The sequence below is a fragment of the Synechococcus sp. BA-120 BA3 genome (assembly GCF_034931285.1).
Classification (GTDB): domain Bacteria; phylum Cyanobacteriota; class Cyanobacteriia; order PCC-6307; family Cyanobiaceae; genus Cyanobium.
This window is the reverse complement of record NZ_JAYGHZ010000267.1, coordinates 1-16963: the sequence shown is the minus strand read 5'-3', so window position 1 is coordinate 16963 and position 16963 is coordinate 1. Positions and strand designations below refer to the sequence as shown.

General features: G+C 69.5%; 22 protein-coding genes. 11 read left to right on the top strand and 11 right to left on the bottom strand.

What is annotated here, in order from left to right:
• From VB737_RS10085 to VB737_RS10075, 3 genes are all read left to right on the top strand, one after another.
• Positions 1-678, top strand: a 678-nt coding sequence (locus tag VB737_RS10085) for a universal stress protein (protein ID WP_500312680.1), incomplete at its 5' end; no start/stop codon positions are given.
• A 52-nt stretch (positions 679-730) separates the two neighbouring features.
• The gene (locus tag VB737_RS10080) at positions 731-1177 is read left to right on the top strand and encodes a universal stress protein (RefSeq protein ID WP_500312679.1); all 447 of its coding nucleotides are present in this window, start codon (positions 731-733) and stop codon (positions 1175-1177) included.
• Positions 1174-3993: a bifunctional acetate--CoA ligase family protein/GNAT family N-acetyltransferase gene (locus VB737_RS10075; RefSeq protein WP_500312678.1), complete on the top strand. Its 2820-nt coding sequence runs from the start codon at positions 1174-1176 to the stop codon at positions 3991-3993. The genes VB737_RS10080 and VB737_RS10075 overlap by 4 nt, the downstream gene beginning before the upstream one ends.
• Here VB737_RS10075 and VB737_RS10070 read toward each other — a convergent pair.
• On the bottom strand, positions 3941-4120 hold the full coding sequence (locus tag VB737_RS10070; protein WP_500312677.1) for a Nif11-like leader peptide family natural product precursor: 180 nt from the start codon (positions 4118-4120) through the stop codon (positions 3941-3943). The genes VB737_RS10075 and VB737_RS10070 overlap by 53 nt on opposite strands.
• Before the next feature lie 226 nt (positions 4121-4346).
• Here VB737_RS10070 and VB737_RS10065 point away from each other — a divergent pair, with 226 nt between their 5' ends.
• Positions 4347-4799, top strand: coding sequence for a hypothetical protein (locus VB737_RS10065; RefSeq protein WP_500312676.1), 453 nt, complete (start codon positions 4347-4349; stop codon positions 4797-4799).
• 9 nt (positions 4800-4808) lie between these two features.
• Here VB737_RS10065 and VB737_RS10060 read toward each other — a convergent pair whose 3' ends face one another.
• Positions 4809-5756, bottom strand: coding sequence for a hypothetical protein (locus VB737_RS10060; RefSeq protein WP_500312675.1), 948 nt, complete (start codon positions 5754-5756; stop codon positions 4809-4811).
• Complete coding sequence (locus VB737_RS10055; RefSeq protein ID WP_500312674.1) at positions 5753-6220, bottom strand: hypothetical protein; 468 nt, start codon at positions 6218-6220, stop codon at positions 5753-5755. Before VB737_RS10055 ends, VB737_RS10060 begins: the two co-directional genes overlap by 4 nt.
• A 244-nt stretch (positions 6221-6464) precedes the next feature.
• On the opposite strand from VB737_RS10055, the gene VB737_RS10050 reads away from it, so the two are divergent.
• Entirely contained in the window at positions 6465-6839 is a 375-nt protein-coding gene (locus VB737_RS10050; RefSeq protein WP_500312673.1) for a hypothetical protein, read from the top strand.
• Between the two features lie 3 nt (positions 6840-6842).
• On the top strand, positions 6843-7736 hold the full coding sequence (locus VB737_RS10045) for a transglutaminase family protein (RefSeq protein ID WP_500312672.1): 894 nt from the start codon (positions 6843-6845) through the stop codon (positions 7734-7736).
• On the opposite strand, the gene VB737_RS10040 is transcribed toward VB737_RS10045, so the two are convergent.
• The 8 genes from VB737_RS10040 to VB737_RS10005 form a co-directional block, all read right to left on the bottom strand.
• Complete coding sequence (locus VB737_RS10040; RefSeq protein ID WP_500312671.1) at positions 7715-7927, bottom strand: hypothetical protein; 213 nt, start codon at positions 7925-7927, stop codon at positions 7715-7717. The genes VB737_RS10045 and VB737_RS10040 overlap by 22 nt on opposite strands.
• Positions 7928-8117: 190 nt before the next feature.
• Positions 8118-8456, bottom strand: a complete 339-nt coding sequence (gene rbp, locus VB737_RS10035; protein ID WP_015108480.1) for an RNA-binding regulator — start codon at positions 8454-8456, stop codon at positions 8118-8120.
• 222 nt (positions 8457-8678) lie between these two features.
• Entirely contained in the window at positions 8679-9005 is a 327-nt protein-coding gene (gene frp / locus VB737_RS10030) for a fluorescence recovery protein (RefSeq protein ID WP_500312670.1), read from the bottom strand.
• A gap of 25 nt (positions 9006-9030) precedes the next feature.
• On the bottom strand, positions 9031-9795 hold the full coding sequence (locus VB737_RS10025; RefSeq protein WP_500312669.1) for a fatty acid desaturase: 765 nt from the start codon (positions 9793-9795) through the stop codon (positions 9031-9033).
• 83 nt (positions 9796-9878) lie between these two features.
• A complete protein-coding gene (locus VB737_RS10020; protein ID WP_500312668.1) occupies positions 9879-10835 on the bottom strand; it encodes an orange carotenoid-binding protein in 957 nt (318 codons plus the stop codon).
• A gap of 191 nt (positions 10836-11026) precedes the next feature.
• On the bottom strand, positions 11027-11794 hold the full coding sequence (locus tag VB737_RS10015) for a phycobilisome rod-core linker polypeptide (RefSeq protein WP_500312667.1): 768 nt from the start codon (positions 11792-11794) through the stop codon (positions 11027-11029).
• A gap of 73 nt (positions 11795-11867) precedes the next feature.
• Positions 11868-12182 carry a DUF723 domain-containing protein gene (locus tag VB737_RS10010; RefSeq protein WP_500312681.1) on the bottom strand — a complete coding sequence of 105 codons (315 nt, stop codon included), beginning with the start codon at positions 12180-12182 and terminating at the stop codon, positions 11868-11870.
• A gap of 265 nt (positions 12183-12447) precedes the next feature.
• Positions 12448-13377, bottom strand: coding sequence for a transglutaminase-like domain-containing protein (locus VB737_RS10005; protein ID WP_500312666.1), 930 nt, complete (start codon positions 13375-13377; stop codon positions 12448-12450).
• 44 nt (positions 13378-13421) lie between these two features.
• On the opposite strand from VB737_RS10005, the gene VB737_RS10000 reads away from it, so the two are divergent.
• The 5 genes from VB737_RS10000 to VB737_RS09980 all read left to right on the top strand — a co-directional run.
• A complete protein-coding gene (locus VB737_RS10000; protein ID WP_500312665.1) occupies positions 13422-13706 on the top strand; it encodes a galactose oxidase in 285 nt (94 codons plus the stop codon).
• A 59-nt stretch (positions 13707-13765) separates the two neighbouring features.
• A complete protein-coding gene (locus VB737_RS09995) occupies positions 13766-14764 on the top strand; it encodes an ABC transporter ATP-binding protein (RefSeq protein WP_500312664.1) in 999 nt (332 codons plus the stop codon).
• Positions 14761-15573: an ABC transporter permease gene (locus VB737_RS09990; RefSeq protein ID WP_500312663.1), complete on the top strand. Its 813-nt coding sequence runs from the start codon at positions 14761-14763 to the stop codon at positions 15571-15573. The genes VB737_RS09995 and VB737_RS09990 overlap by 4 nt, the downstream gene beginning before the upstream one ends.
• Complete coding sequence (locus VB737_RS09985) at positions 15573-16361, top strand: ABC transporter permease (RefSeq protein ID WP_323355305.1); 789 nt, start codon at positions 15573-15575, stop codon at positions 16359-16361. The genes VB737_RS09990 and VB737_RS09985 overlap by 1 nt, the downstream gene beginning before the upstream one ends.
• The coding region (locus VB737_RS09980; RefSeq protein WP_500312662.1) for a PfkB family carbohydrate kinase at positions 16362-16963 on the top strand (602 nt) is incomplete at its 3' end. It abuts the gene before it with no gap.

Genomic DNA, 16963 nt, shown 5'->3' with positions numbered 1-16963 from the left:
GAGGGGCGCCAGCTGCTGGAGCGGGCCGATGTCCGCACTGCGGCGGCGGGGGTGCCCAGCCGCTCCCTGCTGCGGGTCGACAACGACATCCCCGGCGGCATCGCCCGCACGGCCCTGGAGCAGGGGGCCGACCTGGTGCTGGTCGGGGTGGCGCCCGGCCCCCGGCTGGGGAGCTGGCTGTTCGGCGATCTGGTGGCCGCCATCTGCCGTCAGGCCCACTGCCCGGTGGTGATGGCCCGGCTGCGTGAGGATCCGGCCGGTTTCCGCCGGTTGCTCGTGCCGGTGAAGGACCTCTCCGCGGGCGCCCTGGAGCAGTTCCAGCTGGCGGAGCGGCTGCTGCGCGCCTGCCCTCCCGGGGAGGGGGCCGCCATCACCCTGCTGCACGTGCATGAACCCTGGTTGGCCCAGGCGGAGCGTGAACGGCTGACCCGCCAGCTCCAGGCCTGGGTCCCGTCCGCCGCCAGGGCCGCGGCGACCGTGCCGGTGACGGTGGAGCTCCTGGCCGACCCGAACGTGGCCGAGGCGATCGAGCGCAGCAGCGAGAGCCACGATCTGGTGATCCTGCGCTCCCTGCGGCGCCTGGTGGAGGGGCTGCCGATTCCCGCCAGCGACCAGGCCACCGGGCTGCTGCGGCGGCTGGGCTGCTCGGTCCTGGTGATCAGCGATCCACTCCACTGACCCTGCATGGATCAGGGGCCATGACTAGACAGAGGAGAGACCCCCAGCTCCCATGCCCTACAGCCACCTTCTGGTGCCCAGCGACGGCTCCGACCTCTCGATGCAGGCCGTGCGCCATGCCGTGGCCCTGGCCGCGGCCCTCGGGGCCCGCATCACCTTCTTCCATGCCCAGGCCAGCGTGCCGGTGCAGGTGGTGGGGCTTGGCGAGATGCTCGATGCCACCACCATGGAGGCCCTGATGAGCGCCAGCCGCAAGGACGTGGAGCGCATCCTGGAGGAGTCCCTGACGGTGGCCCGGCAGGCCGGCGTCAACGCCGATGCCGAGAAGGTGATGAGCGACCTGCCCCACCAGGCCATCGTCGAGGCCGCCACCCGCCTGGGGTGCGATCTGATCCTGATGGCGTCCCATGGCCGGCGCGGCCTGGTGGGGATGCTGATCGGCAGCGAGACCCAGCGGGTGCTGGTCCAGTCCCCCTGTCCGGTCCTGGTCTACCGATGAGTGCCCTCGCCTCCGGTGGGGGCGACGGCGCCTCCGATCGGGCCTACGACATCCTGCGCTCCCAGCACCAGCCGCTGGCGGCGCTGTTCTCCCCCCGCAGCGTGGCGGTGATCGGCGCCTCCGACCGGCCGGGCAGCGTCGGCCGGGGGGTGCTCTGGAACCTGATCAGCCATCCCTTCGGCGGCACCGTCTATCCCGTCAATCCGAAGCGCGCCAGCGTGCTGGGGATCCGGGCCTACGCCACCGTGGCGGCGGTGCCCGAGCCGGTGGATCTGGCGGTGATCGCCACCCCGGCCGCCACGGTGCCCGGGCTGATCGAGGACTGCGCGGCGGCGGGGGTGAAGGGGGTGATCGTGCTTTCGGCGGGCTTCCGCGAGATCGGCGCCGCCGGCATCGCCCTGGAGGCCCGGATCCGCGATGGCCTGCGCCGCTCCGGCATGCGGCTGGTCGGCCCCAACTGCCTGGGGCTGATGAATCCCCGCACCGGCCTCAACGCCACCTTCGCCGGCACCCTCGCCCGTCCCGGCCATGTGGGCTTCCTGAGCCAGTCGGGAGCGATCTGCACCGCCGTCCTCGACTGGAGCCTGCAGGAGAACGTGGGCTTCAGCGCCTTCGTCTCGATGGGCTCGATGCTCGATGTCGACTGGGGCGATCTGATCACCTACCTGGGGGACGACCCGGAGACCCACAGCATCGTCATCTACATGGAGTCGATCGGGGATCCCCGCTCGTTCCTCTCGGCGGCGCGGGAGGTGGCCCTCACCAAGCCGATCGTGGTGATCAAGGCCGGGCGCACGGCGGAGGCGGCCCAGGCGGCGGCCTCCCACACCGGCGCCCTGACCGGAAGCGACGCCGTGCTCGATGCCGCCTTCCGGCGCTGCGGCGTGCTGCGGGTGGACAGCATCGCCGACCTCTTCGACCTGGCCGAGGTGCTCTCAAAGCAGCGCCGGCGGCCCCTGGGCCCGCGGCTGACGATCCTCACCAACGCCGGCGGCCCGGGGGTGATCGCCACCGACGCCCTGGTGCGCCACGGCGGCGCCCTGGCCTCTCTGCCGGAGGCGACCCTGGCGGCCCTTGATGGCGTGCTGCCGGAGCACTGGAGCCGCGCCAACCCGATCGACATCCTCGGCGACGCTGATCCGGAGCGCTACGAGCGGGCCATCCGTCTGGCCCTGGAGAACCCCGACAGTGACGGACTGCTGGTGGTGCTCACCCCCCAGGCCATGACCGACCCGACCGGCACCGCCGAACGGCTGGTGGCCCTGGCGGCGACCACCACCAAACCCCTGCTGGCCAGCTGGATGGGGGGCCGGGACGTGGAGGCGGGGGAGCGCCTGCTCAATGCCGCCGGCATCGCCACCTACCGCTACCCGGACGCGGCCGTGCAGCTGTTCGCTGCCATGTGGCGCTACAGCGACAACCTGCGCGCCCTCTACGAGACGCCGGCCCTGGTCACGGAAACGGACGGGGGCGGTGAGCCCCACGCCGATCGCCGGCGGGTGGAGGAACTGCTGGCCGCGGTCCAGGCCGAGGGGCGCACCCTGCTGAACGAATGGGAGGCCAAGCAGGTGCTGGCGGCCTACGGCATTCCCACGGTCCCCACCCACATGGCCCTCAGCGCCGAGGCGGCGGCCGCCGCCGCCGACGCCATGGGCTACCCCGTGGTTGTGAAGCTGCTCTCCGCCGAGCTCACCCACAAAACAGACGTCGGCGGGGTGCAGCTGAACCTGGCCGACGGGGAGGCGGTGGCCCAGGCCTACCGGAGCATGGAGAGCGCGATCGTCGCCCGGCACGGGGCGAGCGCCTTCGGCGGGGTGACCGTGCAGCCGATGCTGGAGCTCACCGGTACCTACGAACTGATCGTCGGCAGCAGCATCGACCCCCAGTTCGGCCCTGTGATCCTGTTCGGCACCGGCGGTCTGCTGGTGGAGGTGTTCCGGGACAGCGCCGTGGCCCTGCCGCCGCTGAACACCACCCTGGCCCGGCGGCTGATGGAACGCACCCGCATCCACGCGGCCCTGCAGGGGGTGCGGGGACGTCCGCCGGTGGATCTGGCGGCCCTCGAACGGCTGCTGGTGCGCATGAGCCGGCTGGTGCTGGAGCACCCGGCCATCCTCGAACTGGACATCAATCCCCTGAGGGTGGCGCCGGGAGACGGGGAGGGGGCCCTGGTGGCGCTCGACGCCCGGGTGCTGCTGCAGGCCTCTTCCGGGGCCACCTGCTTCACCCCCAGGCCGGCGATCCGGCCCTACCCCAGCGAGTACGTCCGTGACTGGCGCCTGCCCGACGGCTCGGCGGTAAGCCTGCGGCCGATCCGGCCGGAGGACGAACCCCTGATGGTGGCGTTCCACCGCACCCTCTCGGAACAGAGCGTCTACTTCCGCTATTTCCATCTGATGACCCTGGGCCACCGGATCGCCCACGAGCGGCTCACCCGGATCTGCTTCACCGACTACGACCGGGAGATGGCCCTGGTGGCGGAGCGGGCGGGGCAGAACGGCGCCCCCGCCGAGGTGCTGGGGGTGGGGCGACTCAGCCGGATCCACGACGAGAACGCGGCCGAGTTCGCGATGCTGATCGCCGACCCCTGGCAGCGGCAGGGGCTGGGCACCGCCCTGCTGGGTCTGCTGCTGGAGATCGGCCGCCAGGAGGGGCTGGAGCGGATCTGCGCCGAGATCCTGCACGAGAACCGGGGCATGCAGCACGTCTGCCGGAAGCTGGGCTTCCAGCTCCGGCCCACGGCCGAGTGCGTGCACGCCGAGATCAGCCTGCTGAATGCTGCAACTGCCTGGCCCGCTGCAGATCCACCCGTGTGATGTGGTAACCCAGCCGGCGGGCGGCGAGGATCAGTTCCGGGCAGGAGCGGCAATGGCGCAGCCCGCGGCGGATCACCTCATCCGTCTCAGCCTCATCGACGAGACGCTCCAGTTCGCTCCAGCTCATCGGGTTCTCCCACCCTCCCGTTCAAGCTGGCAACGGCGGGGCGATCCGACCAGGGGCTGGAAAGCAAGCGATGCACAGCGCAACGCAGGCGATGGGATGGGCGCGCCGTTGGCCGGAGTCGCATCCTGTCGGACATCGGCCGGGAGCCGTTCATGGATCGGTCACATGACTTCGCTTGATTGATGTCAGCCCCACCTCAGGGGTCGCTCCTCACACCGCGAACACCATGAACACCTTCCTTCGTCAGGGGTCCCGCCGCCTCGTGGGCCTGCTGGGCACCACCGGCGTCCTGGCCCTGGTGGCCACCCCCCTGGGAGCCTGGGCCGGTCCCTGGGGCCCGTCCGGCGCTCCCCGCCAGGTCGACAGCCGCCGTGTTCCCTACCCCTTGCCGACCCTGCCCAGCCCCTCGTCCTACGGCGACGGCTACGGCGGCGGCTACCGGGCCGACTATGACGTCGACCGCTACCGGGCCAACCTGCCGGTGTCCCCCGACTACATCCAGGCCCAGACGGCCCAGCGCTGCAACGTCGGCCGCCTGGTGGGCGGCATCATCGGCGGTGGCCTGGGCTACGCCGCCTCCCGCCAGGACGGCCGCACCTGGGCCGTGCCGCTCGGAGCCCTGCTGGGCCAGCAGATGGGCTGCAGCATCGGCGCCCAGCGGGCTCCCCTGCCCTGGTGAGCCCCCGGCTCAGGAAGCGGTTCCGAAGGCCACCTGACAGGCGGCATTGAGGAGCTCCGCTTCCTGGGCATTCCCCGGCACCTGGCCATTCAGCAAGCCCGACTGACAGTCGGCCGACAGCTGATAGACGCTGCCGTTGGCACTGACGTCGAAGGCCACCGTGCTGGTGCCGGTCGGTTGAACCGTGCCGAACAGCAGCTGGTACTCGGTGTTGGGCACCACGATCACGGTCTGGCTGCTGGCCACGGCGGCGTCGACGGCACTGTTGATGATCGAAGCCGTTGCCAGCGTGGCCACACCCCAGGTGGCGGCCCGGGCTCCCCACCATCCCCAGGATGGGGTGGCCCAGCCGCCGTACCAGCCATGGTTCCAGGGTCGGGCCACGCCCCAGCCCGGACGGGCCCAGCCGGGCCGGACACCGAAGGCGTTGACGTTGGCGGCGCGGGTCCAGTTGCGATTGACGTTGACGCTGCGGTTGAGGTTGCGGTTGACGTTGACGTTCCGGTTGAGGTTGGCGTTGACGTTGCGGTTGAGGGTTCCGGTTCCGGCGGGCCTGGTGAGGCCAGGGGTGCCGACCACCCCACCGGGACGCGCCGCCGGACGATTCAGTGAGGGGCCCCCCAGGCCACCACCGGCGACGCCGCTGCTCCAGCCACCGGCGGGCCGGGTGACGCCGCGGTTGAAACCGCCGGCTCCGCCAGATCCCTGGAAGCCGCTGCGACCCAGGGATCCACCACCACCGGCACGGCCGAGACCACCGCCACCACCCCCGACTCTCGCGCCGCCACCACCGCCGCCCATCCGGGCACCGCCACCACCCATGCGTGCCCCGCCGCCGCCGCCCCGGGCGATCAGCTCCGGGCCGTGGGGGGAGGCGAGCTCCAGGGCCAGGCCAGCCCCGACCGGCGAGGCGATCACACCGGCCAACAACAGGGCGAATCCGCTGAGGTTGTTCATTTCAGCAACAGGGCGCAGGCGTCGTCGTAACAGCTGGCGTCCACCCGGCCGTCGGAGCCGAAGTGCACCATCACCAGATCACGGCCCTGGAGGCGGGTGTTGGCGCGATCCTCCCTGACACTGTTGAGGTAGTTGGGGTTGACCACGCAGAGGTCCTTGCCGTTGAAGCAGACCGTGTTGGTGGAGAACCGGGCCGAGGCCCCGCGCAGGGGCCGCCAGCTCCGGGCGTCGTGGGCCCAGATCGCCATCGTCACCGGCTCCGCGGTGATGCGAACCGTCTCGACGCTGTCGCCGATGCGGTGGCGGTAAAGGGTGGCCGCGCCGCTGTCCACCGCCTCCACGGTGCAGGGCACGGGGGCAGCGCCCTGCAGCGCACACTGGGTGGACAGTCGGTAGAGCACCTTGGCGGAGGGATCCTGCTGGGCCAGGCCCGCCGAGGGGAAGGCCAGCAGCAGGCCGGCCACACAGCTGGCTACGGCCGGGATCGGACACCGCGGCCGGCGGTCTCTGTGATGACCACTGGGGAGAAGGGGGTTCCGGCGGAGAAGCATGGGACGTCAGGGCAGCCGCAGGCGCCGATGGAGGGGTAGCGATGAACACATCGTGGCCATGGCAGGTCTGAGGTGGCAACAACCGATGGCTGATCGACGGTCGCTGCTCGCCAGGCCCGGCCTCGCTAGCGTTGAAGCAGCCACAGACACTCCATCGATGGCCGTTCTCAACCGCTGCGCGATCGCGGTGGCACCCCGGCAGCCGATGGTGGACTGGACCCGGCCGTTCTGGACCCGCGAGGACATGGAAGGGCTGGGGGAGGACCACAGCCTCTACCTGATCCCCACCTACGACAGCGAGCTGGAAGCCCAGGACCGGCTGCTGGACAGCTACGGCCAGATCTTCGCCGCTGAGCTCGATCTCTGGTGCCGTGACCGCAGCCACTGGCCCCATCCCCGCAGCCTCGAGCTCTTCGAGGCCTGGTTCTCGGTCCGCTTCTTCCCCCTCGTCGAGGACCTGGACACGGAGCCGCTGCACACCTACGTCATCGATGACGACCTCCAGGACGTCCTGCGCGAGGCCATGGGCTGAGCGATGTTCTTCCGCATCCACCATCGCCTCAGCTACAGCTACGAGCGACCCGTCTTCCTGGAGCCGATGGCCCTGCGGCTCACCCCCCGCCAGGACGGCAGCCAGAGGATTCTCGAGCACCACCTGCGGCTGGAGGAGGCGCCGGCGGGCCTGACCCGGGTGATCGAGCCCGATGGCACCGACGCGACGGTGGCCTGGTTCCAGCAGGAGCGGGACCAGCTGACGATCACGGTGGACATGCTGGTGGAGACCCTGCGCAGCAACCCCTTCGACTGGATCGTCACCCACCGGGAGGCCCAGCAGTTGCCGGTGAGCTATCCGGAGGCGGAGGCGCGCTCCCTGGCGGGCTGCCGACAGGATCGGGCCGATCCGGAGGTGAGGGCCTGGGCCCAGGCCATCGCCGACCGGGTCGGCGGATCGGCCACCGCCTTCCTCAGCGCCCTCGCCGACGAGATCCACCACGGCTTCCACCATGTCGGCCGGCTGGAAGGGGAGCCCACCGAGGCGGCCGAGACGCTCCGCACCCTCACCGGAGCCTGCCGGGACACCGCCATGCTCTACGTCGCGGCCTGCCGCAGCCAGGGACTGGCGGCACGGTTCGTGAGCGGCTATTCGATGCACCATCCCCCCGAGGTGAGTGAACACGAGCTGCACGCCTGGGCGGAGGTGTACCTGCCCGGAGGGGGGTGGAGGGGATTCGACCCCAGCCTGGGCCTGGCGGTGGCCGACGGCCACGTCGTCCTGGCGGCGGCGCCCGATCACCACCTGGCAGCGCCGGTCAGCGGCCGCTACCGCGGCACCGGTGTGGGCTCAAGCCTGGCCTACCTGATCCGCCTGCAGGCCGCCGACGACCTCGGAGCGCTGGAGGCGCCGCCTCAGCCGATGATCCCGAGCTGAAGCCAGCAGCCGGCGGGCGCCAGCTTCTCGACCACCACCGGGGCCTGGTGGGTCAGCACCAGGCTGTGGGCGTACCGCTCAGCCTCGTCGCGGTGGTCGAAGGTGGGGCCGGTCACCTCGTTGGGCACGGTGGTCTCGTTCTGGTCAGCGGGTCGGACCCGGTAACGGCCGCGAGGGCTGGGATCGCTCATGGGCCCAATCTGCTCCCCGCCCAAGCCAACAGGCCCCAGCAGCAGAGTGTCTTTCGATCCGTGCCGGACTCCCCACACGCGCAACCGCCGGCGGGATGGAGCCGAAAAGCCAAAAAAAACGCCCCCGGAGACCCAGGGGCGGGAAAAAAGGGAAGCGGAGCCCGCCGGGGCCCCGTGACCCGGCAATGACTCAGTAGCGGCTGCGGCCACCGCCGCCGCCGTACCCACCGCCACCGCCGCCATAGCCGCCACCGCCGCCGGAGCGACCGCCGCCGCCACCGCCGCCGGTGCGGGGCTCGGCCTTGTTGACGCGGATGCTGCGACCCATCCACTCCACGTCCTGGAGATCATCGATGGCCTTGGTCTCGTCGGCGTCGTTGGTCATCTCGACGAACGCGAAGCCGCGCTTACGACCCGTGTCGCGGTCGAGGGGAAGGGTGCACTGGCGCAGCTCGCCGTACTGAGCGAAAAGATTCTTCACGTCTTCCACTTCGGCGTCGAAGGAAAGATTTCCGATGTAAATGGTCATGAACCTGGAAAAAACTATGAACCGATCCTTCGACAGCCCTTTTCGAAAGTGATGAGCTCGCTGGAGAGAAATCTCGGAATCGTTCCTACCCTACAGCCCCCGTGGGCCGGACCCCTCGGAGATCATGGATCGGGAAACCCGTCCGGCCGGTGACGGCGGCGACAGGAGCAGGCCGGGGAGCCGATCCGAGCGGGGCTGTGCAGCAGAAATGCAGCGTCCGGCTCACATGCGCGACATCGCCGTGATCTTGTTGAGCTTGTCCCGCTCGAGTCCTTCGAGTTCCTCGACCTGCAGCAGGCCATCCTTCACCAGGCTGGCGAAGACGAACAGCAGGCCAGGGAGACGGAAATCGAAACGCCCTTCGATTTCATGGCGCTGGATGCTGAGAAAGTCATGAAGTTTCCAGCATTCCTCGACGCTGTCCATGCGGCTGGCATGGGCCTGGACGGCCCGGATGATCCCGATCGCGGCTCTGGAGTGGGCCTTGTCGAAGGCGTGGCGTGCCACCTGCTGCTCCTGATCCGTCCACTCCAACACCGCACTCACCATGGGTCTCAACAGCTGAATTTGGACGTTAACGCCCTGGCCTGAGCGGCCGCGAGCCGGCTGCGGGGCCGTAACCATGGCCGTGATGATGCGCAACCTGACGGCGCAACTGCGGCAGTCGGAACCACGGCACCGCCGGGTGGGCATGGTGCTCGCAGTGGTAACCGAAGTGATAACAGGCCAGCAGGGAGAGGACGTGGGGATACCCCAGACTTCTTACGGCGTGGGGGCCGGCGGAAGTGGATCCGTCACCACGGTGGGGAAGGTAGGTGCCGAACAGGAACAGCTGAAACGAACTGAGAACCAGCGGCAGCACCCAGAACATGGGGACGGCCAGCGCCCGTCGGGGCTCGAGCAGCATCAGGACTCCGCCCACGGCCAGCCAGCTGGACAGGAGCAGGACCAGCTGGCGCGCGGAGAGATAGTTGCCCATGAACCGGGCGTACCAGCGCAGCGCGCCATCGCCGCTGGCCCGTCGGAAGTCCGGATCGCGGCGGCTGCCCGGGACGCGGTGATGACGCAGGTGATGGCGCCGGCAGCGGCCATAGGGAAGGCCGGCGTAAAGGAGCAGGGCCAGCCGGCCCAGGGCGTCGTTGAGCCGCGGACGGCAAGGCACCAGGGTGCGGTGCATCGCATCGTGGCCGAGGATGAACAGGCCCGTCTGCAGGAACGTCCGCAGGGCAACGGTCAGGGCGAAGCCCACCGGTGTCCAGCCGGCGGGGTCGCTCATCAGGGCCAGCACCAGGGTGGTCAGCCAGGCCCCGAAGATTCCCGTGCCCAGCAGAAGGCCCATGGCAGTCTCCCCAAGGGACAGCCCAGAGGCCAGGGCCTCCCCGGCCACGGGCCCTGCCGTCACCGGGAGGGTGGACAGACTCCTCAGCGGGCGAACTTCAGCAGTTCGGCGGGGGAGGCGAGCAGATCGATCGCCACGAAGTAGATCTTGTTGTCGGGATCGAGCAGGAAGCGCCAGGCCACGTTCATGCCGACGCCGGCGCCGAACCAGGGGGTCTGCACCTTCCCGGTCACCTTGATCTGGGTGAATCCGCCATCGGAGGGTTCACTCACGCCGGTTTCGGGCAGGAGCTTGAGGTTCTGGCAGTCCTCGCGGAAGAAGCGCAGGATGGCGTCGGTCCCGACGATGGGCCGTTGGAAGGGAGGCTGGAGGGCACCATCGGGCAGGAACAGCTGGATCAGCTGGTCGAAGTCGTTGGCATTGAGCAGATCCATGTAGGAGAGGATCGTGGGGTTGTCGATGCCCGCGATCGCGACCTTGGTGCGCTGCTCAGGAGCCGTCGGCAGCACGATCGGCTCGGCGATGCGCTCCGTGCCGTCCACCTTGCTGGGATCGAAGCCCATGTCGACGACGAAGTTGCGCAGCACGGTGATCTGCTGCCCCGCATCGATGCCCTTCAGCGAGGACAACACCGAAGCGGCGTTGGCCGAGAGCTGGTAACCCTCGGGGATGGGGGCGACGATGCCCTCCTCCATCCACTCACCCAGGCGATACCAGAAGCCGAGCTTGATGTTGACCGACCAGATCGCATAGGTACGGCAGATGTCGGTGTCCGACCGGTTGGCCAGATCCACCATCACCTGGCTCTGCTCGGCGAAGGTCATGGCCTTGATCCGGTTGAGGACCGGTTCGGCGAACTGCATGCGGGCCGCGCCGGGGGCGGCGATGGTGATGGTCTTGCCCATCTCGAGGTAGGCGAACCAGATCAGGGCCAGCTGGTCCTCGGCGCTCAGGAGGCTGAAGCGGGCCGTGAGAGCCGGCACCACATCGGCGGAGAGGGTGTCCGGAAAGATCTGGGTCGCTTTTTCGAGCGTGAACATGACAGGCACCTCCGGAAGGTCAAGAAATCTTTACAAATCCTATTGCATGGCGGTGGCGACGACGCCGCTAGGACCACCTGACACCAAGGAAAGCACGATTTCGTGTCGGTCAGCACAGCAAGCTGGACGCAGATCCAGTTCACGGTGCTGCGTTCCAGGACCTCCCGGCGATCCCTCCCGCTGGGCGACGCTCAGGGCGCTCCGGTGCTGAGCATGGCCGCCGCGGTCCAGAGCACCAGACCGGTGACGGCGAAGCCGCCGGCGGTGACCAGCCCCTGCCAGATCTGGCGGGCCAGGGGCGAGGGTTGCTCCCCGAGCCAGGCGGGACGCGGCGTGCCGGGGGACCAGGGGTTGGCACCGCGGGGCGCCCGGCTGGCGATGACGTCGCGCCAGCGGCCGTCGTAGCGGGGTGCCTGCTGGTTGAAGGGGCGCTCGCCCTGGGCCCGGCCCGGCAGGACGCGCGAGCGCTGGTAGGGCACGCTGTCGTATCCGAACGCCTCGAGGTACTCGGGCGAGTCGAGCAGGGTGTCCACCAGGGCCACCAGCCCGTGCTGGGCGATCAGAATCGAATAGCGGATCCGCTCCTGGTCGCCATACACCGGCCGGCCCAGAACCCGGCCCACCAGTTGTTCAACCAGGCGATAGTTGCTATTGCAATCATAGAAACCCTCACGAAATCGCCGGGAAAGCAGCAGACCGCGGATGAAATCCCTCATGGTGATCTGTCCGCTGCGCAGCTGGGATTCCAGCACGGCTTCACGGTCCACCTTGAAGGCGTGAAAGAAGATCTGGCGGTAGGCCTGCTCGATCTGGACGTCGAGGCTGAGGCGGTCTCCGGAGGCCTTGCGGGTCTCCAGGGTGGCGACGGCCTGGCGGGGGGATTCCTCACTGGCGATAGCGAAACTCGGCACCCTGGCATTGAGGCTCGAGGGTCGGGCGGCGAGCAGAGGAAGGGCCATGGAGGGATTCAGGGTGAATGACCCGGAAAGATAACCGTGAACAAAAGTGGCCTTGGGCAACCGGCCGGATCCCTCACACAGCTTTACTTTTCTGGCCGGTCACGGGTGGCGCCGGCAGCGGTGCGGGGCGCTCGCCGGCTTCACAGTCCAGCCTCAGGACCCGTTCAAGGGTCTGGTTGCGATAGTTTCTGAGGCAGTACTTGCAGCCGCCGGTGGTCTGGAGATGACGTTCCGGTGTGATCACAATCTCCCGGACAGGATGCTCCAGACAACGGATCTTGATCGGGCTGCGGTAGCTTTTGTAGTTGATCTCGGAATAATCATATCTCCCGCCGAATCGGGACAGGGCTCGCTCCAGAAACGTGGCTTCATCGATCCGTAAACCCATTGGTCGATCCGCGGGAGTCAGGGAGGAAAAACCCAGGCTTAAGTGGCCCGGCTGAACGAGGATTCCGATCCCCATGCCAGGGTCGGGTCCCCACGGGCTTGAGCGGAGGCCGGAGGCCGGCCCAGCCGGCTGTTGTCAGGGGCTGTTGTTGGGGCTGCTGTCCGGAACCGATCGACGGGTTCGTCGGTGCCGGAACTCAGGGGGATTCTGCCGCCGAAGCCCCGCTGGCTGGCCCAACGCATGAATTCTCCACACTTCGCCGCGTTCAGGGGCAGGGAGACCCGGGGGTGGCCAGTTCCTCGGTGATGACCCGGAAGCCGGTGAGCTGGTGATCGCCGAAAGAACGCAGGAAGGGCACATCCGCCGCATCCCGCCCCCGGGCGATCAGCACCCGGCCGATGCGGGGGCGATTGTGACGGGGGTCGAAGACGTGCCAGCGATCCTCGAGAAACGCCTCGAACCAGGCCGAGTAGTCGATCGGTTCGGGCAGGGGCGTGGTGCCCGTGTAGCCCAGGTAACCGGTGCAGTAGCGGGCGGGAATGTTGAGGCAACGGCAGAGGCTGATGGCCAGATGGGCGAAATCGCGGCAGACGCCGCGGCCCTCCCGCAGGGCGTCGTGGGCGGTCTTGTCGCTGCGGGCGGCGCCGTAATCGAAGCGGAGCTGCTCGTGCACCCAGTCGCAGATGGCCTGCACCCGCGACCAGCCGGGCCGGACGCCGCCGAAGCGCCCCCAGGCGACCTGGGCCAGGCGATCGGTGTCGCAGTAGCGGCTGGGGTTGAGGAAGGGGTAGGTGACGATCGGCAACGCCCCCACCGGGCACTCGCCCACCTCCGGCGCCACCGGATCGGGCAGGCCCGGGTCGGCCACCACCACCTCAAATCCCAGGGTCGTGCTGCCGCTGGAAGCCACGAAGCGGCAGGCACGGTTGCCGTCGGCGTCGGTGAGCACTTCGGCGATCCGGTCGGGGCTGAGCCGCAGCCGCTCGGGGCCGCGGCGGTCCTCCAGGCGGCTGCCGTGGGGATGGATCAGGGCGAGCACCGGCGTCGGAGCCCAGCAGGAGAGGGTCAGTTCGCAACCAAGCCGGATCAACATGGCGAAGGCATGGCGAACGGCGCGACCCCGATCGTCGATTGTGGCCCCCCGGGCGGGGATCAGGGGGGGCAGGGGAGCCGGCGGTACGGGAACGCTGGCCATCAGGGCCAATAGCTGCTAGTACATGTGTATCGCTTTCCCTGGCCATGCTCCCCGATCCGGACTCCGCTCCAGACCCAGCCGCGCGCCCTTGTCCAGACCGCGACGCCTGGCCCTATCTGGGGCCGGAGCAACTCCTCCCCAGCCGCAGTCGACGCGTCTGCCTCACCTGCCAGTGGTTCCGGCACCACACCGACGCCGACGGCATTCCCCTGCTCAGCTGCCAGTGGCATCAGGCCTTGATCGGCCATGGCGACCACCTCACCCGGCGCTGTCCGAGCTGGCTCGAGCCGCTGCAGCGGGGCTCCGGCTGGTGCCCGGAGGCCGCCTGAGGCCCTGCTCCGGACGCGGTGGGGCCCTCGATAGGGTGGGCTCGCCCGCCCCCGTCCGCATGGCCCCCGACCGCATGGCCATCGTCCGCGCGCAGGGCCTCGGCAAGACGTACCGGGTGGCCGACAAACAGCCCGGACTGGCCGGCACCCTGCGTCACTTCGTCCATCGCCGCGAGCGCCTGATCGCGGCCGTGCAGGACGTCAGCTTCGCCATCGCGCCCGGGGAGTTCGTCGGCTTCCTGGGGGCCAACGGCGCCGGCAAGACCACCACCCTCAAGATGCTCACGGGGCTGATCCATCCCACCAGCGGCACGGTGGAGGTGGCCGGCTGCCAGCCCCAGCGCCGCGAGGCGGACTTCCTGGGTCAGATCACGCTGGTGATGGGCCAGAAGCAGCAGCTGATCTGGGATCTGCCGCCGCTGGATTCCCTGCGGGTCAACGCCGCCGTCTATGGCATCCCCCCGGCGGAGAGCCGCCGCCGCATCGCCGAGCTCGCGGAGATGCTCGAGCTGGGGGACGAACTGCGCCGGCCGGTGCGCAAGCTCTCCCTCGGCCAGCGGATGAAGGCGGAGCTGCTGGCGGCCCTGCTGCACCGCCCGGCGGTGCTGTTCCTCGATGAACCCACCCTGGGGCTGGATGTGAACGCCCAGGCCCGGGTGCGCACCTTTCTGGCCGACTACAACCGCCACTACGGGGCCACCGTGCTGCTCACCAGCCACTACATGGCTGACATCACCGCCCTCTGCCCGCGGGTGCTGCTGATTCACGAGGGCCGCCTCTTCTACGACGGCAGCCTCGAGACCCTCACCCAGCGGCTGGCGCCCTGCCGGGAGGTGCGCCTGGAGCTGCACGCGCCCCTGGGGGCCGAGGCCTTCGCCAGCTACGGCGAGGTGGAGGCGATCGAGGGCCGGGAGGTGCGGCTGCTGATCCCGCGGGAGCGGCTCACCGAACAGGTGGGACGGCTACTGGCCGACCTGGCCGTGGTCGATCTATCGGTGTCCGACCCGCCGATCGAGGACATCATCGGCCGACTGTTCCATCAGGGTGCCCTGGCATGACACGCCCCCTGCCCCAGCGGCTGGGGCACGCCCGCCGCATCGCCGCCGTACTGCTCTCCAGCCAGTACGCCTACATGCTCGAGTACCGGGCCGAGATCGTCCTCTGGGCACTCTCGGGGGTGCTGCCCTTCATCATGCTGGGCCTGTGGAGCGCCGTTGATGCCGGCGGCGGTCTGGGGATGAGTTCCCTGCAGCTGGCCCGCTACTTCCTTTCAGCGTTCGTGGTGCGCCAGTTCACGATCGTGTGGGTGATGTACACCTTCGAGGAGGACAACCTCAACGGGCGTCTGTCTCCGTACCTGCTCCAGCCCCTGCCCCTGGTGTGGCGCTACGTGGCCGCCCACCTCTCGGAGCAGGCCACCCGGCTGCCGTTCGTGGCGCTGCTGGTGGGGCTGTTCTTCCTGCTCTATCCCGCCGCCTTCTGGTGGCCCTCCATCTCGTCGGTGCTGCTGGCGGTGCTGGCCACCCTGGCGGCCTTCGCCCTGCGCTTCCTGATGCAGTTCACCCTGACCATGGTCTGCTTCTGGAGTGAGAAGGCCAGCGCCCTGGAGCGCCTCCTCTATCTCCCCTACCTCTATCTCTCCGGCCTAGTGGCGCCCCTGGCCCTCTATCCCGAGGGCGTACGCACCTTCGCCTTCTGGACCCCCTTCCCCTACATGGTCGATGTGCCCGCCAGGATCCTGGCCGGTGAGACCGTGCCGGTGCTGCAGAGCTTCGCGGCCATGGCCGCCTGGGCCGCCCTGCTGCTGCCGATCAACCTGCTGCTGTGGCGGCGCGGCCTGCGCCACTATGCGGCCATGGGGGCGTGATGGGCCGTTACCTCACCACCCTGCGGGTGTTCTGGATCGCCTCGCTGACGGCCGAGCTGGAGTACCAGGCCAACTTCCTCATCGAGCTGGTGGCCACGGCCGGCAATCTGGTGGGCAGCATCTTCGTGCTGTCCCTGTTCTATGGACGGGGCCAGTCCCTGGGGGGCTGGAGCTGGGAAGGGGCCCTGGTGGTGCTGGGGGTGTACACCCTGCTGGAGGGGATCACCAGCACCCTGCTGCAGCCCAACCTCAGCACGATCGTGGCCCACGTGCGCACCGGCAGCCTCGATTTCGTCCTGCTCAAGCCGATCGACAGCCAGTTCTGGCTCTCGGCCCGCACCTTCTCCCCCTGGGGCCTGCCCGGCATCGCCCTGGGGGCCGGCCTGATCGGCTACGCCGCCTGGAAGGCCGGCGCCACCCCGGCGCCCCTCACCCTGCTGGGGGCGGCCCTGATGCTGGTGGCCAGCCTGATGATCCTGTACAGCCTCTGGTTCGTGCTGGCGGCCAGCAGCATCTGGTTCGTGAAGATCTGGAACGCCACCGAGGTGCTGCGCAGCGTGCTGGTGGCGGGCCGCTTTCCGGTGAGTGCCTTTCCGGCCGGCCTGCGGGCCTTCTTCACCTTCATCGTGCCGGTGGCCTTCCTCACCACGGTGCCGGCCGAGGCGATCCTGGGTCGGGCCTCCGGCCCCTGGCTGCTGGCCGGCGGCGCGGTGGCCATCGCCGCGGTGGTGGTGAGCCGCTGGTTCTGGCGATTCGCCCTGCGCTTCTACACCTCCGCCTCCAGCTGAATGGAGCCCCTCGTCCCCCTGCCCCTGGCGGCGCTGCCGGCCCTTCCCCCGCTGGCCCTGGCGGTGGTGGGCCATGTGGAGGTGGTGAGCTTCATCGGCGTTCACCATCTGCCGGCGGCCGGCGAGATCCTCCACGCCGACGACTTCTGTGAGCTCCCCGCCGGTGGCGGCGCCGTGGTGGCCGTGCAGATGGCCCGTCTGACGGGACAGCGGATTCCGTTCTTCACCGCCCTGGGCGACGACGCCCTCGGCCGCCGGGCCGCCGTGGAGCTTGAGGAGCTGGGGCTGGAGCTGCACATCGCCTGGCGGGCGGCGCCGACCCGGCGGGGCCTCACCTTCATCGACGCCGGCGGCGAGCGCACGATCACGGTGATCGGCGAGCGGCTGATGGCCACCGCCGCCGATGGGCTGCCCTGGCAGCGGCGGGGCCAGGCCGACGGGGTGTTCGTCACCGCCACCGATGCCGGCGGGCTGCAACTGGCCCGGCGAGCCAGGGTGCTGGCCGCCACGCCGCGGCTGCGGCTGCCGGTCCTGCGGCAGGCGGGCGTGACCCTCGATGTCCTGATCGGCAGCGCCACCGACCCCGGCGAGGCCTGCCGGAG